This is a genomic window from Stutzerimonas stutzeri (genome assembly GCF_002890915.1).
In the GTDB taxonomy this organism is placed as follows: domain Bacteria; phylum Pseudomonadota; class Gammaproteobacteria; order Pseudomonadales; family Pseudomonadaceae; genus Stutzerimonas; species Stutzerimonas stutzeri_AF.
Window position 1 is genome coordinate 68,707 of sequence record NZ_POUT01000007.1, and the last position, 22,051, is coordinate 90,757.

The window sequence follows — 22,051 nt, forward strand, 5'->3', positions numbered from 1 at the left end:
CGCGCCACGAGCCTAGCGGTCGCCGTAGAGTTGGCGCATCAGGGCCACATCCCAGTAGGCCGCCTCGATCTTGTGCCCGTCGAGGTCGCGCACGAAGCAGCCGTAGTACGGCTCGCCATATTCCGGACGCGGCCCCGGGGCGCCTTCGTCGCGGGCGCCGGCGGCGATGGCTGCACGATGGAAGGCATCCACCGCGGCCTGGTCGGCGGCGAAGAAGCCGACATGGGTGCCGTTGCCCACCGATGCCGGGGCGCCGTCGATCGGTGTCTGGATCCAGAACTCGGGGAATTCGCGGCCCCAGGCGACAGCGCCGGGGTGTTCGAGAATGCGCTTGCAGCCGAGGCTGGGCAGCACCCGGTCGTAGAAGGCGACCGCCTCGTCGAAGCGGTCGGTGCCGAGGGAGATGTGCGAGAGGATGCTGGGATTCTGTTCGGCCATGGCTGGAGCCTCCGGATGACTGGCCGGAGAAGCCTAGCAGGCCACCACGATCCGGCCGTGGCGCCGGCCTAACGGAGCGCGCCGCTTCAGGCGGCGTCGCGCTCGCGCGCAGGCTGCGCGGTGCACAGCATGAAGCAGCGGAACAGCATCACCGTGGGCAGCAGCTGCAGCAGGCCGATGACGCCGTCGAGCAGGATCGCCGGCAGCGCTGGCGGGGCCTCGCCGGCCCAGGCCTGCGCGACGATCCAGGCCTCGAGAACCCACAGCGGCAGCAGCACGCTGAGCACGCAACCGAGCACCAGCAGGAAATGCCCGCGGGTGAGGATGAAGCTCTGCTTGAGCGCGGCCAGCGGCGACAGCCCGCGCAGCACCAGCAGGTATTCGGCGAAGGCGATCCTGACCATGACCCAGATGCCCGGCAGCACGAACAGCGAGGCACCGAGCAGGATCAGCAGCGTGCCGAGCGCCGAGAGCACCGCCAGCGCCGGCCACAGCGGCAGGGCACGGGCCAGGACCGCGCGCGGCGCCGGGTCGTGGCCGCGGCTGCGGGCATCGAGGTAGAGGATCAGTGCGCCGATGTACAGCGGATAGAAGATCAGGCCGACGAGCAGTTCCTGCGCCGGCAGCGCGCCCTTGCCGAGCCAGTGGTCGACGCCCAGGCGCGTGGCGCTCTCGAGCAGGATCAACGGCAGGCAGAGGCGGGCGATGGCGATGAAATGGCGAGAATAGAAGAACCAGGCGTCGCGCAGGATGGCAAAGACATTCATTGCAAATCGGCAGTGTGGATCGATCGGGGCGCCACTGTAGCCGAAGTGCCGGGACATGCGCGATGTCGCCGTCCATACTGGAGACCCGTCAATGATCGCAGGCTGGCTACCGTGAGAAAGATCGCCCTGTTCGCCGATGTGCAGAACCTCTATTACACGGTGCGCCAGGCCTACGGCTGCCACTTCGACTATGCGGCGCTGTGGGCGGACGTCGGCAGGCGCGGCGAGATCGTCGAGGCCTACGCCTATGCCATCGAGCGCGGCGACGCCCGCCAGCAGCAGTTCCAGCGGATCCTGCGCAACCTCGGCTTCACGGTGAAGCTCAAGCCCTACATCCAGCGCAGCGACGGCTCGGCCAAGGGCGACTGGGACGTGGGCATCACCATCGACGTACTGGACGCGGCGGGGCGGGTCGACGAGGTGGTGCTGGCCTCCGGCGACGGCGATTTCGACCTGTTGCTGGAGCGGGTGCGCGCCGGCGGCGCCGAGGCGACGGCCTATGGCGTGCCCGGGCTCACCGCGCAGTCGCTGATCCGCGCCGCCACGCGCTACGTGCCGATCGAGGGCGACCTGCTGCTGCGCGGCTGAGTGCGCGGATGTAGAGCTGGCCGAAGCGGTGGAAAACGCTGCGCGGTTTTCCACCCTACGGTGTGCCAGGCAGAGCGTAGGGTGGATGACGCTTTGCTCATCCACCAGGCGATGCAGGAAGATTGCACGCTTTACCCCCAGGCGGCCTCGTGGTCGCCCTCATGCGCCGGTGGAAAAGGCTGCGCCGTTTTCCACCCTACGGCCTGGCGCTGCCTCGGGCGTTGCCGAGCAGCGCCAGGCGCTGGCGCACGGCGGCTTCGATGCCGGCGGCATCCAGCCCGCATTCGGCGAGCATCTCGCTGGGTTTGGCATGCTCGACGTACTGGTCCGGCAGCCCCAGGTGCAGCATAGGCAGGACGATGGCTTCGCCGGCGAGGAATTCGGCCACCGCGCTGCCGGCGCCGCCCATGACGCTGTTCTCCTCGATGGTCACCAGCAGTTCGTGGCTGGTCGCCAGCTGGCGCAGCAGCGCCTCGTCCAGCGGTTTGACGAAGCGCATGTCGACCACCGTGGCGTCCAGTGCCTCGCCGACCTGCAGCGCCTCGGCCAGCTGCACGCCGAAGACCAGCAGCGCCACCTTGCCGCCCCGGCGGCGGGTCACCGCCTTGCCGATTTCCAGCGGCGCCAGCCCCGGCTCGATGGGCGCGTTCGGCCCGCTGCCGCGCGGGTAGCGCACCGCCGCCGGGCCTTCGAAGTGGTAGCCGGTGGTGAGCATGCGACGCATCTCGTTCTCGTCGCTGGGGGTCATCACCAGCATGCCGGGGATGCAGCGCAGGTAGGACAGGTCGAAGCTGCCGGCATGGGTCGGGCCGTCCTCGCCGACCAGCCCGGCGCGGTCGATGGCGAACAGCACGTCGAGGTTCTGCACCGCGACGTCGTGGATCAGCTGGTCATAGGCGCGCTGGAGGAACGTCGAGTAGATCGCCACCACCGGCTTCATGCCTTCGCAGGCCATGCCGGCGGCCAGCGTCACGGCATGCTGCTCGGCGATGGCGACGTCGAAGTAGCGCTGCGGGAAGCGCTCGCTGAAGGCCACCAGGTCCGAGCCTTCCTTCATCGCCGGGGTGATGCCGGTCAGGCGCGGGTCGGCCTCGGCCATGTCGCACAGCCACTGGCCGAAGACGTTGGAGTATTTCGGCCCGGCAGGCTTCTTCGGCGCGACCGGCGCATCCACCGGCTCCAGCTTGCTGATGGCGTGCCAGGTGATCGGGTCGGCCTCGGCCGGGGCGAAGCCCTTGCCCTTCTTGGTCACCACGTGGAGGAACTGCGGGCCGTCGAGGTCGCGCATGTTGCGCAGGGTGGCGATCAGGGTCGGCAGGTCGTGGCCGTCGATGGGGCCGATGTAGTTCCAGCCGAGCTCCTCGAACAGGGTGCCGGGCACCAGCATGCCCTTGGCGTATTCCTCGGTGCGACGGGCGATTTCCCAGGCGCCGGGCAGGCGCGAGAGGATCTTCTTGCTGCCCTCGCGCATGCTCGAATAGGTACGGCTGGAGAGGATCTTGGCCAGGTAGTTGGACAGCCCGCCGACGTTGCGCGAGATCGACATGTCGTTGTCGTTGAGCACCACCAGCATGTTGGCGCCGACTTCCGGGGCGTGGTTGAGTGCTTCGAAGGCCATGCCGGCGGTCAGCGCGCCGTCGCCGATCACGGCGATGGACTTGCGCTTGCTGCCCTGCAGGCGTGCCGCGATGGCCATGCCCAGGGCGGCGCTGATCGAGGTGCTGGAATGGCCGACGCCGAAGGTGTCGTAGGCGCTTTCCGAACGCCGCGGGAAGGCCGCCAGGCCGTCCTTCTGGCGCAGGCTGGCCATGCGCGCGCGGCGCCCGGTGAGGATCTTGTGCGGGTAGGCCTGATGGCCGACGTCCCAGACCAGGCGGTCGTCCGGGGTGTCGTAGACGTAGTGCAGGGCGATGGTCAGTTCGATCACGCCGAGGCCGGCGCCGAAGTGGCCGCCGGTCTGGCCGACGCTGAACAGCAGGTCCTGGCGCAGTTCGTTGGCCAGTTCTTCGAGTTCCGCCTCGCCCAGCCGGCGCAGTTGCTCGGGCGTGGCCGCGCGGTCAAGGATGGGCGTCGCGGGGCGTACCCGAGGAATCTCATGGAACGTCTTGGGCATCGGGCGAATCGTTTTTGTCGAAAAAAGAGCGGCAGTTTAACCGATGGGCCCTGCGATAAGAACGACCCTGCGTCCAGCGCATGCTGTTCGCGCAGTCCGCAGGCTGCGTGGGGTGCGTAGCCTGAGGAGCACCGCGACGAAGCCCAAGAGCATCGCCCCGGGGTCGGGCCTCCCACAAAAGCAGGCAGCCCACACCGAACCCTGTGGGAGGCGCGCCCTCGCGGCGATTGCAGGCCGCAGGCCTGCCGGAAGCCCAAAAGCCTCGCCCCGGGGTCGGGCCTCCCACAAAAGCAGGCAGCCCACACCGAACCCTGGGGGAGGCGCGCCCTCGCGGCGATTGCAGGCCGCAGGCCTGGCTCCAGCCCGAATACCGCGCGGGCGCCTCAGTTGCGCCGCGCGACGATATAGCGTGCCAGCTCGCGCAGCGGCTCGGCGGCGATATCGAACGGGCGTAGCGCATGCAGCGCCAGGTCGCGCAGCTCCAGGGCATAGGCCTTGGCCGCGTCCATGCCGAGCAGCGCCGGATAGGTGGGCTTGTCGCGGGCGATGTCGGCGCCCTGGTGCTTGCCGAGGGTGGCAGTGTCGCTTTCCACGTCGAGGATGTCGTCCTGCACCTGGAAGGCCAGGCCGACGGCCTGGGCGTACTGGTTCAGCGAGGCGAGGCTGTCGGCATCGGCGCGGCCGCTGGAAAGGGCGCCGAGCTGCACGCTGGCCTCGATCAGGGCGCCGGTCTTGTGCCGGTGCATCTGCTCCAGTGCGGCGCGATCGAGCTTGCGGCCGACCGAGCCGAGGTCGATGGCCTGGCCGCCGACCATGCCGGCCGGGCCGGCGGCGCGCGCCAGGACGCCGAACATCCGCAGGCGCAGCAGCGGGTCCGCGGGGTTGGATTGCGCTGCTGCTAGCACGTCGAAGGCCAGGCTCTGCAGGCCATCGCCGGCGAGAATCGCGCAGGCCTCGTCGAAGGCCTTGTGGGTGGTCGGCTGGCCGCGACGCAGGTCGTCGTCGTCCATGGCCGGCAGGTCGTCGTGCACCAGCGAGTAGGCATGGATCAGCTCTACCGCGCAGGCGGCGCCATCCGCCTGGGCCTTGTCGCCACCCAGGGCCTCGCTGGCGGCGTAGACCAGTAGCGGGCGCACCCGCTTGCCGCCGTTCATCACGCTGTAGCGCATGGCCTGGTAGAGCCGTTCGAGCGGCGCTTGCGGCGCGACGAAGAGGGCATCGAGACAGCCGTCGACGCGCTGCTGGCAGCGCTTCTGGTACTCGCCGATCGTCATGCTTCGGCGTCCGTGTCGAAGGGTGCTTCCTGCAGCGTGCCGTCGCGCTCGAGCAGGATCTGCACCTTCTGCTCGGCCTGGCTCAACGCCGCCTGGCAGTCGCGGGTCAGGCCGATGCCCTGTTCGAAGCAGGTCAGCGAGTCTTCCAGCGACAGTTCGCCGCTTTCCAGGCGCTCCACCAGCTGCTGCAGCTCGGCGAGCGATTGTTCGAAATCAAGGGCGACTTTCTTGCGGGCCATGGCGGGAACCTGTCGTGTGCGGCGAGTCTGAACCGGGCGCGACATTAGCAAAGAAGGCCCGGCGCAGCCACAAGGTTCGCCACCGGCAAGGCGCTCAGCCGGCGTAGGTGGCCCAGAAGTAATGGAGGGTCATGCCGCTGCCGACCAGGATGACGAAGGCGCGCAGCCAGGTGGCCGGCAGTTTCTGGCTGAGCGCGCCGCCGGCGTAGCCGCCGAGGGTGGCGCCGCCGAGCAGGATCAGCAGCTCGTACCAGCTGACCCGGCCGGCGACGATGAAGGTGATGCTGGCGACGCTGTAGATCACCGCCGAGATCAGGTTCTTCAGCGCGTTGGCGCGCACCAGCTGATGGCCCTCGATGGAGAAGGCCGCCAGTTGCAGGATGCCCATGCCGGCGCCGAAGTAGCCGCCGTAGATCGAGACCAGACCATGGGCCGCCATCGAGCCGGTGGAGTGCGGCGGCACCGCGCTCGCTTCCCGGCGCCGCGCTGCCAACCAGCGGCTGAGCCAGGGACTGGCGGTGAACAGCGCGGTGGCCAGCAACAGCAGCCAGGGAATCAGCAGGCTGAAGACGTCGTCGCCGCCGGCCAGCAAGGCCAGGCCACCGAGCAGGCCGCCGGCCAGGCCAGCCAGCAGCAGCGGCAGCAGGTACGGCCCGAGCGGGCGCAGGCTCGCGCGCGCGGCCCAGGCGCCGGCGAGGCTGGCCGGCCAGAGTGCCACGGCATTGGTGGCGTTGGCGGTCACCGGCGGCAGGCCGATGGCGAGCAGGGCGGGGAAGGAGAAAAAGGTACCGCCGCCAGCGAGGGCATTCATTCCACCCGCGGCGAAACCGGCGGCGATCAGTAGCAGAATCTCGAACACCATTTAGCTATCCATGCACCAAAAGGATGCAGGGTATCCAAGCCATGGTCTTCCGGCCAGCGTCTCGTACGGCGCTCGGCCCGGGTCAGCCGTCCAGCGGCAACTGCAGGTTGACCGGCAGCGGCCCCCGGCGCGCCAGCCGGCACTGTTCCGCAGGCAGTGGGCGAGCATAGTGGTAGCCCTGCAGGCTGGGGCAGCCGTTGAGGCGCAGGAAGGCCGCCTGGCGCTCGTTCTCGACGCCTTCGGCGACCACGTGCAGGCCGAGATGGCTGGCCATGGTCAGGATGCCGCGCACCAGCGCGACCGACTGTTCGCTGTCCGGCAGGCCGGCGACGAACTCGCGGTCGATCTTGATGCCATCGAAACGAAAGCGCTGCAGATAGGTCAGCGAGGCATAGCCGGTGCCGAAGTCGTCCAGCAGCAGCGGCATGCCGGCGGCCTTGAGGCGCGTGAGCGTCTGCTGCACGTGTTCGTCGGCTTCCAGCAGCGCGCTTTCGGTGATCTCCAGCTCCAGCAGGTGCGGCGGCGTGCCTTCTTCTTCGAGAATGGCCAGCAGGCTGCCGGCCAGGTCCGCCTGGCGGAAATCCAGCGGCGACAGGTTGACCGCTATGCGCAGCGCATGACCCATGTCATGCCACTGCCGTGCCTGGCGGCAGGCTTCGCGGAACACCCAGCGCGTCGCCTCGATGATCAGGCCGCTGTCTTCGAGCACCGGGATGAATTCCCCCGGCGGCACCAGCCCGCGTTCCGGCGAGCACCAGCGCAGCAATGCCTCCATCACCTCGGGCTCGCCCTGGGTGTTGACCTGCGCCTGGTAGTGCAACACGAACTCCTGCTGGTCGAGCGCGCGGCGCAGGGCCTGCTCCAGCTGCCGGCGGCGGGCAGCGGCGGCGCTGAGTTCCTCGCTGTAGCTGGCGGTGCAGTTACGGCCGGCGTCCTTGGCCGCGTACAGCGCCAGGTCGACCTGCTTGAGCAGGTCGTTGACGCTGTGCCGGCCATCGCTTTCGGCAACCCCGATGCTCGGGCTGACGAAGCACTCGTACTGGCCGATCCGCACCGGCGGCCTGAAGCCCTCGACGATGCGCTGCGCCAGTTGCTCGGCCTGCTCGATGCGCCAGCCCTCGAGCAGCACCATGAATTCATCGCCACCGGAGCGGGCCAGCAGCGCGGGGGGCGGCGCCAGGCGGCTGAGACGCTCGCCGATCTGTACCAGCAGCTTGTCGCCGATCTCGTGGCCGAGGGTGTCGTTGATGCGCTTGAAGTGGTCGAGATCGAGGTAGAGCAGGCTCAGCGGAAGCCGGGCGGTGAGCAGCTGCTCCATGCGCTGCACCAGGTAATGGCGGTTGGCGAGCTGGGTGAGGGGGTCGAAATGCGCCAGGAAGCGCAGGCGCTGTTCGGCGCGCAGGCGATCGCCGATATCGCGCAGCAGGATCAGGTAGTGCTGCGCACCGGCGCGCTGGAACGGCGTGCAGGTGATCTCCAGCGGGACTTCATGGCCGTGGCGCCGGCCGCTGAGCTCGAGCGGCGTGTTGAGCGGCGTACCCAGGATGCGGGCGGCGGCGTCGGCCTCGGCCAGACGGTCGGCGGGCAGGTTGCCCACCAGCTCGGCGGGCGTGCAGCCGAACAGGGCGGCGGCGGCCGGGTTGGCCTGCTGGACGCGCAGCTGCCGGTCGACCACCAGCATGCCGACCGGGGCGGTGTCGATCAGGTCGCGCATCAGTTGCTCGTTTTCGCTCAGCGCCAGTTGCCGCTCATGCAGCTGGCGCATCATGCGGCTGAGGGTGGCGGCGAGCCGGCCGATTTCATCGCGGCCGCCGATTGCCGGCGGCTGCGGCTGCTGGTCGACGGCGAAGCGGCGGGCGGCCTGGTCGATGCGTGCCAGGCGGCGGGTGAGCAGGCGGTTGTAGAGCAGATTGAGGACCAGGCCGAGCAACAGCAGCAGGGCCAGGGTCTGGGCCAGGTAGAACCAGGCCTCGTACTTGGTCTGGGCGAGAGTCGGGGTGAAATCGTATTCCACCAGCAGGGCTTCGCGCAGCGGCGTGCCATCGTCCGCGACCCGGTCCAGCGGGTAGATGGCCAGCTGCCGATCGGGGGCTTGGCCGATCCAGCCGGCGCGGCCATTACCCACGTAGCCGCCGAGCTCGGCGGGCGTGATCAGGCTGAGCTGCCGTGGATCCAGGCCCAGGCGGGTGGTGGCGATCACCTGCAGTTGCTGGTCGATGACCATCGCCCAGCGCACCCCTTGCAGGCTGGCCAGGTCGGCCAGCTCGGTTTCCAGTTCGGCGTTGCGCCCCAGGCGGCGGTGGTCGCTCAGGCTGCTCTGCAGCAGGCTGAAATGCTGATGGGTGTGGTTGCGCCAGTGGGTCAGGGTCTCTTCGATCCGCGTGGGCAGGTGCCAGGCGGTCAGCAGGATGGTGAATAGCAGCCCGAAGAGCCCCAGTAGCAATGGCAGCGACTTGCGTAGCGACAGTTGCGTCAGCATGCACTCACCCCGCAGCGGGCGATGAGCCCGTCGGCCCGGCCGGTACCGCTCAGCAGGCGCCGCTCGCTCATGTACTGGCTCAGTTGCTCGATGCTGCGCTTCAGCTGGCCGCCCTCGAACCACTCGCGGTTGAGCGGGGCATCGCCCATGAGCAGGCCATCGAGGGTGACCTGCAGGGCTTCGGCGCTCAGGCCCAGGCGCTTGCGCAGGCGTGGATCGCTCTCATCGCGGGTTTCCTGCCAGGTGCGCAGCGCATCGAGCCAGAGCGCCTTGAGCCGCCTGCGCTGTTCGGCGCTGACCCGTCGACGGTCGATGACCATGACATCGACGATCTCGCCTGGCAGCAGGCGGCTGTCGAAGATTCGCCGGGCGCCCTGGGCTTCCAGCACCGGACCTTCCGAGGCGAAGCTGATCACGGCGTCGACACGGTTGGCGGTGAACGCCGCGGCCTGCTCGTGCACCGGCAGGCTGACCACGCTCAGATCGTCGATGTGCAACTGCGCCTGATCGAGGAGCCGCGAGAGGATGTAGGCGCCCAGCGCGGTGTTTTCCACGCCGATGCGCCGGCCCTTGAGATCCCGCAGGGTGGTCACCGGCGCGCGGGCGAACAGCACGTCGGCGCCCGCCGATACATCGCTGACCAGGATGATTTCCAGGTCCAGTTCGCCGGCGCTGTCCTGCAGGGCGAGGGTTTCGTCGAGGGTCAGCATCGCCGCATCCAGCAAGCCGTTGCGAAAGCCGCGCAGCACACCGGTGGTGTTTGGGTACTCGACCAGGCGCAGGCCGCTGGGGGCCGTCCAGCCCAGGTCGTCGGCCAGGTACAACGGGGCATAACCGAGCCAGCGGTTGGTCCCGATGCGCAGGGAATCCGCCTGCGGTTGGCAGCCCAGCAGGGTCATGCAGACAAGCAAGAGAAGAGCCCGACTCATCGGTCACGTCCATGATGTTTGAACGCCACCATAGCCGAGCCGATGAGGCGAGGAAATCCCCCCTTTGTCTGTGTGTGAAATCTTTTGAAATGCTACACGAGGGCTTAGGCCGCGGCCCTGCAGCTATTGCTTGGCCTGGATCGCAGCGGCCAAATGACGCGCTCTGCATATAGGCCGAGGTGCTGGAAGCGCTGCCCCGCATGATGCGCGCAGGGTAGTGTCGTCGGCGCCTGTGCCGTCCATGCCCAGCAGCATGGCGGGTGGGCCTGGCGAGAGTGCCGGTCAGCGAGTACCCGGGCTTCTGGGGCGCCTTCGGTTGCTCCTGCTTCGCCTTCTGATCGGCTATGGTTGGTCATCACCAGCGAGCCGGCTTCCGGCCCGTTTTCTTCCCGAGGAGGCTGGCAGGCATGGCCCTGGCCGTACAACGTCTGGTTTTGCCGGCACTACTGGCCGCCACGTTCGAGGCCTGGGCGGTTCCTGTCAGCCCGTCCGGCGACAATGCCGCCTGGTCCCTGCTGGGGCGCAACTATTTCCTGCACAACGATTTCCGCAGCCCTTCCGGCTCTGGCCAGAGCTACCAGCAGGAGTGGGCGCAAGGCTTCATCGCCGAGGTCACGTCGGGATTCACTCCCGGCACCCTCGGCCTGGGCGTCGACGCCCATGGTTTTCTCGGCCTCAAGCTGGACGGCGGCCGTGGGCACGCCGGCACAGGCCTGCTGCCGCGCGATGGCGATGGCCGCGCCGTCGACGACTATTCCAGCGCCGGCGCGGCGCTGAAGCTGCGTCTGGGGCAAAGCCTGCTCCGCTATGGCGAGATGATCGTCGAGACGCCGGTGTTCGACACGGGCGACAAGCGCCTGCAGCCCGAATACGCCAGCGGTTTGCTGCTCGACAGCGAGGATCTCGCCAACCTGCACCTGCAGGCGGGGCGGTTCACCCGCTTCAAGAACCAGAACGCCAGTTCCGGGCACGGCGATTTCGACGGCTACGGGGCGTCCACCCGCGACAGCGCGATCGGCTTCGTCGGCGCCCGCCTCGTCAGCGATGCGCCGTTCGGCGCCGCGCTCTACGCCGCGCAACTGGACGACACCTGGCGCCAGGGCTACCTCAACCTGAGCTACCAGCAGGGTGCCGTGACGCTCGACGGCAACCTCTACAAGACCCGCGAACAGGGCGCCGCCCGCGCCGGCGACATCGATACCCTGGCCTGGAGCCTGCTGGCCAGGTACCGGCTCGGCAGCCAGGCGTTCAGCGTCGCCTTCCAGCAGGTGCGCGGCGACACGCCGTTCGATTTCGTCGGCGGCGACTCGATCTACCTGGCCAATTCGATCAAGTATGCCGACTTCAACGGCCCGCACGAGCGTTCCTGGCAGGCCCGCTATGACCTGGATCTGGCGACCTTCGGCATTCCCGGCCTGACCTTCATGGCGCGCTATGTCAGCGGGCGCGGCATCGACGGCAGCAAGGCGCCGGTCGGCGGCGCCTACAACCCGCTGGACCCGCTCAGCGGCCTGCCCGTCCCGCAGCAGGGCAGGGGCGGGCGCCACTGGGAGCGCGACCTGGACCTGCGCTACGTCGTCCCGTCCGGTCCGGCGAAGGACCTCAGCCTGAACCTGGCGCATGTCAGCCATCGCGGCAACGACGCCCAGGCCGGGGCTGACATCGACCGCCTCTACCTGGTCTTCGAATACCCCCTCAAGGGCTGGCTCTGAACGTGCCCCGCGGGCGGCGGATAAACCTGCGGGCATAAAAAAGCCGGCTTGTGGCCGGCTTTCAGGGGGTGGCGTTGGCTTACTTCTGGTAGGCCGCAACCGCCTTGGTGATTGCTGCGCGGGCTTCGTCGGCGTTGCCCCAGCCCTCGACCTTGACCCACTTGCCCTTCTCGAGATCCTTGTAGTTCTCGAAGAAGTGCTTGATCTGCTCGAGCAGCAGGGCGGGCAGGTCGGTGTATTCCTTCACGTCCACGTACAGCTGGCTCAGCTTGTCGTGGGGAACGGCGATCAGCTTGGCATCGCCGCCGGCTTCGTCGGTCATGTTCAGCACGCCGACCGGGCGGCAGCGGATGACCGAGCCCGGGGCGACCGGGTAGGGGGTCACCACCAGCACGTCCAGCGGGTCGCCGTCGTCGGCCAGGGTGTGCGGGATGAAACCGTAGTTGGCCGGGTAGAACATCGGGGTGGCCATGAAGCGGTCGACGAACAGGCAGTCGGTGTCGTGATCGATCTCGTACTTGATCGGCGCGTGGTTGGCCGGGATCTCGATGGCGACGTAGATGTCGTTCGGCAGGTCTTTGCCAGCCGGGACTTTGCTGTAGCTCATGAACGATGGGCTCCGTGATCGGCCAGCGCGGCCTGGGGCTAAAAAAGTGGGCGCGATTATAGGCGCATTGGCGCCTGCATTGCCACGCCGGCTTCGACGGCGCCGGCTCAGGCAGGTTCCCTGTAGTCCGCGTGTTCGGCCTGCAGCCGCTGCAGGCGGGCGAGCGGATCCTGCCGGTAGAACGCGGCGAGCTGGCGGTACACCTCGGGGAAGGCGGCGTGCAGCAGGTCCGGTGCGCTGAAGAAGTATTCGCTGGTGACGGCGAAGAATTCGGCCGGGTCCTCGGCGGCGTAGGGATCGATCGGCGTCTCGGCCTCCGGGTCGGCATCCAGTACGGCGTTGAGCTGGTCGTAGGCGCCCTGCATGGCGCCGGCCCAGGCGTCGATGCGCATGGTACGGTGCAGCGGCGGCAGGCCGTTGGCGTCGCCGCCCAGCATGTCCAGCTTGTGCGCCAGCTCGTGGATCACCAGGTTGTAGCCTTCCCAGCCGCCGCTTTCCTGCACGCCGGGCCAGGCGAGGATCACCGGGCCCTGCAGCCAGGCCTCGCCGCTGTGCTCGGCGTCCCACTCGTGCTCGACGCCAGCGGCGTCGCGGTGCTTCTGCGGGCTGAGGAAGTCGTCCGGGTAGATGACGATCTCGTGGAAGCCGCGGTACCAGCCGAGATCAGCCAGGTGCAGCAGCGGCAGCTGGGCCTGCAGCGCCAGGCGCAGGCGGCCCTCGGCTTGCAGTTCGACGCCCGGCAGCGCGGTGAGGCGCTTGTCGTGCAGGAACAGCACAGCGCGCTCGCGCAGGCGGGCCAGTTCGTCGTCGCCCAGGCCATCGAGGATCGGCAGGCTGTCGAGCACCCGCTGCCACAGGTCGGCATCGACCGGGTTGCGGGCGAGGATGCGTTTGCGCTGCCAGGCGCGTAATGACCACATGGACGAGGTTCCTGCCGGAAGGGCGACCACATTAAGCGCGCGGCCGGCGGGCGACAAGTCAGTACGCCGGTTGCCGTGCCGCCGGCCCCAGCTTGTCCGGGTTGACCACCGAATAGATGCGCAGGATGCGCTGGCCGTCGCTGACCAGCGTCATCGCGGCGCGGATCTGTGTGCCGCAACGCACGACGACGCCGGGTTCGCCGTTGATGTTCTCGATGTGGGCGCTCCACTGGCCGGCGGCGCGCCGGGCGATGCCGTTGGCCAGGCGTGTGGCGGCGCGGATGCCACGCACCACCTTGGAGGCGGCGGTGGTCCGGCCACCGCCATCGGCGATCCAGTTCACTTCCTCGGCCAGCAGGCTGACGAAGGCGTCGCTGTCCTGCCCGAGCAGGGCCTCGGCGAATCGCTCGACCAGCCGCCGGTGGGCCTGGCGGTCGACGCTGAAGCGCGGTTGCTCGTCGCGCACCCGCTTGCGCGCCCGGCTGACGATCTGCCGGCTGGCCACCGTACTCTTGCCCAGCACCTCGGCGATGTCGTCATGGCTGCAGTCGAACACCTCGCGCAACAGCAGGGCCGCGCGCTCCTCGGGCGCCAGCCGCTCCAGCGCGACCATGAAGGCCATGGAGAGGTCGCCATGCCGGTCGAGCAATCGCTCGGCCTCGTTGTCGCCCAGCCCCAGCAGCGGTTCGGGCAACCAGGGGCCGAAATAGTCTTCGCGGCGGGCGCGGCGCTGGCGTAGCTGATCGATGCCCAGCCGGGTCACCACGGTGACCAGCCAGGCCTCGGCATCACGAATCGTTGCCGGGGCGGCCTCGCTCCACTTGAACCAGGCGTCCTGCAGCAGGTCTTCGGCATCGACCCGGCTGCCCAGCAGACGGTACGCCAGGCCCAGCAGCTTGGGGCGCAGCCTTTGATAGAAATCGGCCTTGTCTTGCACGGTGGTTCCTCGTCTTGTGCGTCCAGTATGGACGCAGCGGCGCGGCGCGCTGTGACAGCCCTCCGGCGGAAGAGGCGCGCTGTCACAGATTGCCTCCGGGCTGCGTCCTGGTCGTGTCGCTTCCGACATACGCTGGAGTACGCCATGACCCTTCGACTCGATTACCTCAAGCATGCCGACCCACTGCCGCTGCAGGCGCTGACGGCCATCAGCGGCTACCTGCGCGAATCCGACCTGGAGCCGCAGCTGCTGGCGCTGATTGAGCTGCGCGCCTCGCAGCTCAATGGCTGTGCCTATTGCATCGACATGCACAGCAAGGACCTGCTGGCGCTGGATACGCCGCTGCCGCGCCTGCATCTGCTGCCGGCCTGGCGCGAGGCCAACGTCTACAGCCCGGCCGAGCGGGCGGCGCTGGCCTGGACCGAGGCGCTCACCCGACTGCCGGCTGGCGAAACCCTCGACCGTTGCTACGGTGAACTGGCCGAGCATTTCTCGCCTCGCGCGATTACTCGGCTGACCTTCGCCATCATCGTCATCAACGGCTGGAACCGGCTCAACATTGCCTTCGGCCGCGAACCGGGGCAGTACCGGTCCGGCGATCTCGACGCGGCACTGGGCCACGCGCTGGAACGTTTCGCCGACCTGCGCAACAACGATCGATAGGAGCACGCCATGAACTCGCTCGCGGGCCGCAGCGGCCTGACATTGCTCAATCCACCGGGGCTCTACGACCCGGCGCCCAACGGCTATTCCCACGTGGCCCTGTTGCCACCCGGGCGCGGATCGCCTTTATCGCCGGGCAGGGCGGCGAAACCGCCGACGGCCGACTGTCCACCGATTTCCGCGAGCAGGTGCGCCAGGCCCTGGCCAACCTGTGCATTGCCATCGAAGCGGTGGGCGGCACGCCGGACCGAATCGCCAGGCTCGGCGTGCTCGTCGTCGACCATAGCGAGGCGCGCCTGCAGGTATTCGGCGAGGAGCTGGTGCGCGCGCTGGGGGCGCAACCCAAGCCGGCCTGCACGCTGATCCCGGTGCCGCTCCTGGCGCTGGACGGCATGCTGTTCGAGATCGAGGCGGTGCTGGTGCTGCCGGACGCGTAGGGCGTGCCGCCACGAGCCTACCGCCGTGGGCGGGCTGGCAGGTCTTCGCAGAGCGATGTGCGGAGCGGCGCGCTCGGCGTGAGCCCGCATGCTAGCCACGGCCTGAAGCGGCTCAGCCGAGCAGGAAGTTGCCGGCGCCGGGCGCGCCCTCCAGCGTCGGCAGCTCGGCCTCGTCCTTGAGTTGCACGCCGGAGAGCTGGCGGCGGCAGGCTTCGCGCATCAGGTAGAGCAGGCGGTGGGCGGCCAGGTTGTAGCTCAACCCCTCGGGGCGGATGTTGGAGATGCAGTTGCGTTGCGCATCGTGGCGGCCGACCCGCGGCGCCCAGGTGAAGTACAGGCCGAGGCTGTCCGGCGAGCTGAGCCCGGGGCGCTCGCCGAGCAGGATCACTACCATGCGCGCCCGCAGGCGCTGGCCGATCTCGTCGGCGACGGCGACCCGGCCCTGCTCGACGAGGGCGATCGGGCCGAGCGACCAGCCCTCGGTGCGGCAGTGCTCGGCGATCTTCAGGGCCATCGGCAAGGCATGGCGCTGCACGGCGAGGGCGGACAGGCCGTCGGCGATCACCAGGGCGAGATCGCAGCCCTCGCCGGCACGCGCGTCGAGCGCCGTGGCGCTGGCCGCATCCAGGCGGCGGCCGAGGTCCGGGCGCTGCAGGTAGGTCTGCCGGTCGGCGGCGGCGCTGTGCAGGTGCAGATATTCCAGGTCGTGCCGTTGCAGTTCGCCGGCCAGCGCCGCGCAATCGAGCGGCAGGTGCACGGCGTCGCGCGCCTGGGCATGGGCGAACTGGAAATCCAGCTGCGCCGCGGTGGGCAGGCTGGTGCCGGCGCGGCCGAGGGCGATGCGCGCCGGGGTGAGCTGGCGCAAATGCTGCCAGGGGTTTTCGGTGGCGGGGGAGCGGTCGGACATGGCTACCTCGTTTTCAGGTATCACGGCGAGACGCGTGGAAAAGACCTGCGGTCGTTTTCCACCCTACGGCTGCGGTGAGGTGCGCCGGCGTAGGGTGGAAAATCGCGCAGCGTTTTCCACCGATTGAGCGGTTGGCGCGAATTGTGGTCCTTGCGGTCCGGCTCGTCACGCCAGCCGCTCCAGCGCCCGGCGGAAGGGTTCGGGCAGTTCCCGGCCGAGCCGCAGGCGGTTGCCGTCCTGGCGCAGGATGTCCATCTTCGCCAGCCATTCCTCGAACTCCGGCGCCGGCCGCAGGCCCAGCACCTGGCGGGCATAGAGCGCGTCGTGGAAGGAGGTGGTCTGGTAGTTGAGCATCACGTCGTCGGAACCGGGGATGCCCATGATGAAGTTGATGCCGGCCGTGCCGAGCAGGGTCAGCAGCATGTCCATGTCGTCCTGGTCGGCTTCGGCGTGGTTGGTGTAGCAGATGTCGCAACCCATGGGCACGCCGAGCAGCTTGCCGCAGAAGTGGTCCTCCAGCCCGGCGCGGATGATCTGCTTGCCGTCGTAGAGATACTCCGGGCCGATGAAGCCGACCACTGTATTCACCAGCAGCGGCTTGAACTGACGGGCCACCGCATAGGCGCGGGCCTCGCAGGTCTGCTGGTCGACGCCGTGGTGGGCGTTGGCCGAGAGCGCACTGCCCTGGCCGGTCTCGAAGTACATCAGGTTGTCGCCCAGGCTGCCGCGCTTTTGCGACAGGCCGGCCGCGTAGCCTTCCTGCAGGGTCGCCAGGCTGATGCCGAAGCTGGCGTTGGCCGCCTCGCTGCCGGCGATGGACTGGAACACCAGGTCCACCGGCGCGCCGCGCTCGATGGCCGCGATGGAGGTGGTGACGTGGGTGAGGATGCAGGCCTGGGTCGGAATTTCGTAGCGTTGGATGATGGCGTCGAGCATCTTCAAAAGCTCGCAGATGCCCTGGGTGTTGTCGGTGGCCGGGTTGATGCCGATCACCGCGTCGCCGTTGCCGTAGAGCAGGCCGTCGAGGATGCTCGCGGCGATGCCGGCGCCGTCGTCGGTGGGGTGGTTGGGCTGCAGGCGGGTGGACATCCGCCCGCGCAGGCCGATGGTGTTGCGAAAGCGCGTGACCACGCGGACCTTCTGCGCCACCAGGATCAGGTCCTGCACGCGCATCAGCTTGGAGACCGCGGCGACCATTTCCGGCGTCAGCCCCGGTGCCAGGGCGGCCAGCGTGGTTTCGTCCGCCGCGTCGCCGAGCAGCCAGTCGCGGAAGTCGCCGACGGTGAGGTGGGCGACCGGGGCGAAGGCGGCCGCGTCGTGGCCGTCGATGATCAGGCGGGTCACCTCGTCGCTTTCGTAGGGGATTAGCGCCTCGTCGAGAAAGCGCCTGAGCGGCACCTCGGCCAGGCACATCTGCGCCGCGACGCGCTCGGCATCGCTGCCGGCGGCGATACCGGCCAGGCAGTCGCCGGAACGCGCCGGGCTGGCCTTGGCCAGCAGTTCGCGCAGGCTGTCGAAGCGCCAGGTGGTGCCGCCGACACCATGGGTAAAGCCGGCCATCGCGATCTCCGTCGATACAGTACGGATTGCCCAAGCAAAGCCTGTGCCCTGCGTTCTCCTGGCGTCGTTTGCAGGGCGGCCCCTGCCGAGGCGAGGAGCGCTGCACCAGCGCGGCGCCGCATGTGCCCGACCGGCACCACAGCGATGCCACGTGGCGTCTGGTTCGAGCGGCATCACTGGGCCTGTAGGGGCCGGGGGGACGCCGAGTCCTTGCCGGCGATCATGGCGGCTCGGTATCGCTGATCGCCAGCAAGCCGGCTCCTACGTTTCGCCGTGGCCTAGAAGAAGCCCAATGGATTGATGTCGTAGCTGACCAGCAGGTTCTTGGTCTGCTGGTAGTGGTCGAGGATCATCTTGTGCGTCTCGCGGCCGACGCCGGACTTCTTGTAGCCACCGAACGCCGCGTGCGCCGGGTACAGGTGGTAGCAGTTGGTCCACACCCGGCCGGCCTTGATGCCGCGGCCCATGCGGTAGGCGCGGTTGATGTCGCGGGTCCAGACACCGGCGCCGAGGCCGTACTCGGTGTCGTTGGCGATGGCCAGCGCCTCGGCCTCGTCCTTGAAGGTGGTAACGCCGATCACCGGGCCGAAGATCTCCTCCTGGAACACGCGCATCTTGTTGGTGCCCTTGAGCAGCGTCGGCTGGATGTAATAGCCGGTCGCCAGCGAGCCTTCGAGCGCCTCGGCGGCGCCGCCGGTGAGCACCTCGGCGCCTTCCTCGCGGGCGATCTCCAGGTAGGACATGATCTTGTCGAACTGCTGCTGGCTGGCCTGGGCGCCGACCATGGTCTCGGTGTCCAGCGGGTCGCCGCGCTTGATCTGCGTGACCTTGGCCATCACCGCTTCCATGAAGGGCGCGTAGATCGATTCCTGCACCAGCGCCCGCGACGGGCAGGTGCACACCTCGCCCTGGTTGAAGAAGCCCAGCACCAGCCCCTCGGCGGCCTTCTCGATGAAGGACGGTTCGGCCTGCATGATGTCCTCGAAGTAGATGTTCGGGCTCTTGCCGCCCAGCTCCACGGTGCTCGGGATGATGTGCTCGGCGGCGCGCTTCATGATGTGCGAGCCCACCGGGGTGGAGCCGGTGAAGGCGATCTTGGCGATGCGCTTGCTCGAGGCCAGCGCTTCGCCGGCTTCCCGACCGTAGCCGTGCACCACGTTGAGCACGCCCGGCGGCAGCAGGTCGCCGATGCATTCGAGCAGCACGTTGATGCCCAGTGGGGTCTGCTCGGCCGGTTTGAGCACCACGCAGTTGCCGGCGGCCAGCGCCGGGGCGAGCTTCCAGGCGGCCATCAGGATCGGGAAGTTCCACGGGATGATCTGCCCGACCACGCCCAGCGGTTCATGGAAGTGATAGGCGGCGGTGTGCTCGTCGATCTCGGCGGCGGTGCCTTCCTGGGCACGGATGCAACCGGCGAAATAGCGGAAGTGGTCGGCGGCCAGCGGGATGTCGGCGTTCAGCGTTTCGCGCACGGCCTTGCCGTTGTCCCAGGTCTCGGTGATGGCCAGCAGTTCGAGGTTCTGCTCGATGCGGTCGGCGATCTGCAGCAGGATCAGCGAGCGTGCCTGCACGCTGGTCTTGCCCCAGGCGTCAGCCGCGGCGTGGGCGGCGTCCAGCGCCTTGTCGATGTCGGCGGCGTCGGAGCGCGGGAACTCGGCGATCGGCTGGCCGTTGACCGGCGACAGGTTGGTGAAGTACTGGCCGCCCACCGGCTCGACGAACTGGCCATTGATGTAGTTGCCGTAGCGGGATTTGAAGTTGACCTTGGCACCCTCGGTGCCGGGATGGGCGTAGCGCATGACGAGTCTCCGGATTTTGTAATAGTGGTGGACTGCTGTGGATTCAGCGTAGATCAAGGCCCGTTGGTCGGCTCCCTGAGCGACGTGCGGCGCGTCGCCGCCGGTGGGCTGTCGCCATGGCCGGCCAGCGCCGCGGACAAGGCGGAGCAGGCGCCGTAGCGGGTGCGCTGTGCTAATCTGCGGCGCAATCCATCAGCCCGTCGATGAGGGTCGGAGCACTTCCGGCGGGCTCGACAGCGGCGCTTTTCGAGGTCACTCATGCACATCCATATTCTCGGCATCTGCGGCACCTTCATGGGTTCGCTGGCGGTGCTCGCCAAAGCACTCGGCCATCGCGTCACCGGCTCCGACGCCAACGTCTACCCGCCGATGAGCACCCAGCTCGAAGCCCAGGGCATCGAACTGATGCAGGGCTACGATCCGGCGCACCTGGAGCCGGCGCCGGACCTGGTGGTGATCGGCAACGCGCTGTCGCGCGGCAATCCGGCGGTGGAGCACGTGCTGAACAGGGGCCTGCCCTACGTCTCCGGCCCGCAGTGGCTGGCCGACCACGTGCTGCAGGGTCGCTGGGTGCTGGCCGCCGCCGGCACCCATGGCAAGACCACCACCAGCAGCATGCTGGCCTGGGTGCTGGAGCATGCCGGCATGAGCCCGGGTTTCTTGATTGGCGGGGTGCCGCAGAACTTCGGCATTTCCGCGCGGCTGGGCGGCACGCCGTTCTTCGTGGTCGAGGCCGACGAGTACGACAGCGCCTTCTTCGACAAGCGCAGCAAGTTCGTCCACTACCGCCCGCGGACCGTGATCCTGAACAACCTGGAGTTCGACCATGCGGATATCTTCCCTGACCTGGCGGCCATCGAGCGGCAGTTCCATCATCTGGTGCGCACCGTGCCGGGACAGGGGCTGATCATCCATCCCCAGTCGGAAGAAGCGCTCAAGCGCGTCATCGACATGGGCTGCTGGACGCCGGTGCAGACCACTGGGGATGGCGGCCAGTGGCAGGCCAACCTGCTCAGCGCCGACGGCTCGCGCTTCGAGGTGATCTTCGACGGTGCCGTGCAGGGCGTGGTGGACTGGGCGCTGACTGGCCGGCACAACGTCGACAATGCCCTGGCCACACTGGCGGCGGCGCGGCACGTCGGCGTGCTGCCGAAGCAGGGCGCCGAGGCGCTCAGCGCATTCAAGAGCGTCAAGCGGCGCATGGAGAAGGTCGCCGAGGTCAATGGCGTGACCCTCTACGACGATTTCGCCCATCACCCGACCGCCATCGCCACCACCCTCGACGGGCTGCGCAAGCGCGTGGGCGACACGCCGATCATCGCCGTGATCGAGCCGCGTTCCAATTCGATGAAGCTCGGCGCGCACCGCGAGGGCCTGGCCGAATCGGTAGCGCTGGCCGACCAGGCGATCTGGTATGCGCCGGCGAATCTCGGTTGGGACCTGGCGGCGACGGTGGCCGGCTCGCCGGTCGCCACCACGGTCTGCGACTCGCTGGAGGCGATCATCGCCAAGGTCAAGACCGACGCGGCGCCGGGTACCCAGGTGGTGATCATGAGCAACGGCGGCTTCGGCGGCCTGCACGGCAAGCTGGCCGAGGCCCTGGCGTAGGGTGGAAAACGCCGAAGGCTTTTCCACGCGTAGGGTTGCGGCGACGAAAGCACGCACGTCGGGCGTTAACGGTGGAAAACGCTTCGCGGTTTTCCACCCTACGACATCGCAGTAGGGTGGAAATCGCCGAAGGCATTTCCACGCGTTGGGATTCGAGACTGGAGGTTGTATGAGCGGACCGGAACGCATCACCCTGGCCATGACCGGCGCCTCCGGCGCGCAATACGGCCTGCGCCTGCTCGATTGCCTGATCCAGGAAGACCGCGAGGTGCACTTTCTGATCTCCAAGGCGGCGCAGCTGGTGATGGCCACCGAGACCGATGTGGTGCTGCCGGCCAAGCCGCAGGCGATGCAGGCGTTCCTGTCCGAATACACCGGGGCCGCCGCCGGGCAGATCCGCGTGTTCGCCAAGGAAGACTGGCTGGCGCCGCCGGCGTCCGGCTCCGGCGCGCCGACGGCCATGGTCGTCGTTCCCTGTTCCACCGGCACGCTGTCGGCGATCGCCACCGGCGCCTGCAACAACCTGATCGAACGCGCCGCCGACGTCACCCTCAAGGAGCGCCGCCAGCTGATCCTGGTGCCGCGCGAGGCGCCCTATTCGAGCATTCACCTGGAGAACATGCTCAAGCTGTCGAACCTCGGCGCGGTGATCCTGCCGGCCTCGCCGGGCTTCTATCACCAGCCGCAGACCCTCGACGACCTGGTGGATTTCGTCGTCGCGCGCATCCTCAATCTGCTCGATATCCCGCAGGACATGCTGCCGCGCTGGGGTGAGCACCATATCGTCAGCGACGACTGAGATGATCGGTCGGACGCTGCTGGTGCTGACGACGCTGAGCCTGCTCGGCGGCTGCGCGACGCTGCGCACCCTGGATGCGGCCAAGCCCGGCGCGCCGATCGTCTATTCCGGCACCCGGCTGGACTGGTACAGCCTCAATGGCGGTTGCTGCCCGGTCGAGCGCTTCGGTGCCGAGGCGCCGAAGCATCCCGCGCTGGACCTGCCGGCCAGCGCCGTCGTGGATACCCTGTTGCTGCCTTTCGCCCTGGCGACGGTGCTGGGCGTGAGCCTGGGCGTCAGCGGTGGTCTTTGACGGTGGGGCCACGCTTCAGGCTTCAGGCTTTTTGGCAGTCCTTCGGCCTGCATCGCCCCGAGGTCGGGCCTCCCACAAAAGCAACCTGGCACACCGAACCCTGTGGGAGGCGCGCCCTCGC

General features: G+C 68.4%; 20 protein-coding genes and 1 pseudogene. 7 read left to right on the forward strand and 14 right to left on the reverse strand.

The window, feature by feature from the left end; all coding sequences use genetic code 11:
- Positions 1–12: 12 nt before the first annotated feature.
- Positions 13–438, reverse strand: coding sequence for a VOC family protein (locus tag CXK94_RS13360; RefSeq protein WP_037044754.1), 426 nt, complete (start codon positions 436–438; stop codon positions 13–15).
- An 86-nt stretch (positions 439–524) separates the two neighbouring features.
- Complete coding sequence (locus CXK94_RS13365) at positions 525–1,205, reverse strand: YciC family protein (RefSeq protein WP_102894705.1); 681 nt, start codon at positions 1,203–1,205, stop codon at positions 525–527.
- A 111-nt stretch (positions 1,206–1,316) separates the two neighbouring features.
- Between CXK94_RS13365 and CXK94_RS13370 the strand changes: the two genes are divergently transcribed.
- On the forward strand, positions 1,317–1,793 hold the full coding sequence (locus CXK94_RS13370; RefSeq protein ID WP_037044752.1) for an NYN domain-containing protein: 477 nt from the start codon (positions 1,317–1,319) through the stop codon (positions 1,791–1,793).
- Positions 1,794–1,989: 196 nt separating this feature from the next.
- Here the strand turns inward: CXK94_RS13370 and dxs are convergent, their stop codons facing one another.
- The 6 genes from dxs to CXK94_RS13400 form a co-directional block, all read right to left on the reverse strand.
- Positions 1,990–3,906, reverse strand: a complete 1,917-nt coding sequence (gene dxs, locus CXK94_RS13375; protein ID WP_102894706.1) for a 1-deoxy-D-xylulose-5-phosphate synthase — start codon at positions 3,904–3,906, stop codon at positions 1,990–1,992.
- 383 nt (positions 3,907–4,289) lie between these two features.
- Positions 4,290–5,180 carry a polyprenyl synthetase family protein gene (locus tag CXK94_RS13380; RefSeq protein WP_102894707.1) on the reverse strand — a complete coding sequence of 297 codons (891 nt, stop codon included), beginning with the start codon at positions 5,178–5,180 and terminating at the stop codon, positions 4,290–4,292.
- On the reverse strand, positions 5,177–5,419 hold the full coding sequence (locus CXK94_RS13385; RefSeq protein ID WP_102894708.1) for an exodeoxyribonuclease VII small subunit: 243 nt from the start codon (positions 5,417–5,419) through the stop codon (positions 5,177–5,179). Before CXK94_RS13385 ends, CXK94_RS13380 begins: the two co-directional genes overlap by 4 nt.
- Positions 5,420–5,513: 94 nt before the next feature.
- Complete coding sequence (locus CXK94_RS13390; protein ID WP_102894709.1) at positions 5,514–6,281, reverse strand: sulfite exporter TauE/SafE family protein; 768 nt, start codon at positions 6,279–6,281, stop codon at positions 5,514–5,516.
- Between the two features lie 82 nt (positions 6,282–6,363).
- Complete coding sequence (locus tag CXK94_RS13395; protein WP_102894710.1) at positions 6,364–8,760, reverse strand: putative bifunctional diguanylate cyclase/phosphodiesterase; 2,397 nt, start codon at positions 8,758–8,760, stop codon at positions 6,364–6,366.
- Positions 8,754–9,689 carry an ABC transporter substrate-binding protein gene (locus CXK94_RS13400; protein ID WP_102894711.1) on the reverse strand — a complete coding sequence of 312 codons (936 nt, stop codon included), beginning with the start codon at positions 9,687–9,689 and terminating at the stop codon, positions 8,754–8,756. The genes CXK94_RS13395 and CXK94_RS13400 overlap by 7 nt, the downstream gene beginning before the upstream one ends.
- Before the next feature lie 407 nt (positions 9,690–10,096).
- On the opposite strand from CXK94_RS13400, the gene CXK94_RS13405 reads away from it, so the two are divergent.
- Positions 10,097–11,401 (forward strand): OprD family porin, encoded by a 1,305-nt coding sequence (locus CXK94_RS13405; protein ID WP_102894712.1) that lies wholly within the window; start codon positions 10,097–10,099, stop codon positions 11,399–11,401.
- A gap of 79 nt (positions 11,402–11,480) precedes the next feature.
- On the opposite strand, the gene ppa is transcribed toward CXK94_RS13405, so the two are convergent.
- From ppa to sigJ, 3 genes are all read right to left on the reverse strand, one after another.
- Positions 11,481–12,008, reverse strand: coding sequence for an inorganic diphosphatase (ppa, locus tag CXK94_RS13410; RefSeq protein WP_037043522.1), 528 nt, complete (start codon positions 12,006–12,008; stop codon positions 11,481–11,483).
- Positions 12,009–12,115: 107 nt separating this feature from the next.
- A complete protein-coding gene (locus tag CXK94_RS13415; RefSeq protein ID WP_102894713.1) occupies positions 12,116–12,928 on the reverse strand; it encodes a zinc-dependent peptidase in 813 nt (270 codons plus the stop codon).
- Positions 12,929–12,986: 58 nt separating this feature from the next.
- Positions 12,987–13,865 carry an RNA polymerase sigma factor SigJ gene (gene sigJ / locus CXK94_RS13420; protein ID WP_102894714.1) on the reverse strand — a complete coding sequence of 293 codons (879 nt, stop codon included), beginning with the start codon at positions 13,863–13,865 and terminating at the stop codon, positions 12,987–12,989.
- Between the two features lie 144 nt (positions 13,866–14,009).
- Between sigJ and CXK94_RS13425 the strand changes: the two genes are divergently transcribed.
- Both CXK94_RS13425 and CXK94_RS13430 read left to right on the forward strand, forming a co-directional pair.
- Positions 14,010–14,528, forward strand: coding sequence for a carboxymuconolactone decarboxylase family protein (locus CXK94_RS13425; protein ID WP_102894715.1), 519 nt, complete (start codon positions 14,010–14,012; stop codon positions 14,526–14,528).
- 9 nt (positions 14,529–14,537) lie between these two features.
- Positions 14,538–14,965 (forward strand): annotated as a pseudogene (locus CXK94_RS13430) (RidA family protein).
- 112 nt (positions 14,966–15,077) lie between these two features.
- On the opposite strand, the gene eutC reads toward CXK94_RS13430, so the two are convergent.
- The 3 genes from eutC to exaC form a co-directional block, all read right to left on the reverse strand.
- Positions 15,078–15,872 carry an ethanolamine ammonia-lyase subunit EutC gene (gene eutC / locus CXK94_RS13435; RefSeq protein ID WP_037043531.1) on the reverse strand — a complete coding sequence of 265 codons (795 nt, stop codon included), beginning with the start codon at positions 15,870–15,872 and terminating at the stop codon, positions 15,078–15,080.
- A 165-nt stretch (positions 15,873–16,037) separates the two neighbouring features.
- The gene (locus tag CXK94_RS13440) at positions 16,038–17,432 is read right to left on the reverse strand and encodes an ethanolamine ammonia-lyase subunit EutB (RefSeq protein ID WP_102894716.1); all 1,395 of its coding nucleotides are present in this window, start codon (positions 17,430–17,432) and stop codon (positions 16,038–16,040) included.
- Positions 17,433–17,710: 278 nt separating this feature from the next.
- Positions 17,711–19,231: an acetaldehyde dehydrogenase ExaC gene (gene exaC / locus CXK94_RS13445; protein WP_102894717.1), complete on the reverse strand. Its 1,521-nt coding sequence runs from the start codon at positions 19,229–19,231 to the stop codon at positions 17,711–17,713.
- A gap of 258 nt (positions 19,232–19,489) precedes the next feature.
- Between exaC and mpl the strand changes: the two genes are divergently transcribed.
- The 3 genes from mpl to CXK94_RS13460 all read left to right on the forward strand — a co-directional run bounded on the left by mpl (position 19,490) and on the right by CXK94_RS13460 (position 21,930).
- Positions 19,490–20,839 (forward strand): UDP-N-acetylmuramate:L-alanyl-gamma-D-glutamyl-meso-diaminopimelate ligase, encoded by a 1,350-nt coding sequence (gene mpl / locus CXK94_RS13450; protein WP_102894718.1) that lies wholly within the window; start codon positions 19,490–19,492, stop codon positions 20,837–20,839.
- A 169-nt stretch (positions 20,840–21,008) separates the two neighbouring features.
- Positions 21,009–21,638: a flavin prenyltransferase UbiX gene (gene ubiX / locus CXK94_RS13455; RefSeq protein ID WP_102894719.1), complete on the forward strand. Its 630-nt coding sequence runs from the start codon at positions 21,009–21,011 to the stop codon at positions 21,636–21,638.
- Position 21,639: 1 nt separating this feature from the next.
- Positions 21,640–21,930, forward strand: a complete 291-nt coding sequence (locus CXK94_RS13460; protein WP_102894720.1) for a YceK/YidQ family lipoprotein — start codon at positions 21,640–21,642, stop codon at positions 21,928–21,930.
- Positions 21,931–22,051: the final 121 nt, after the last annotated feature.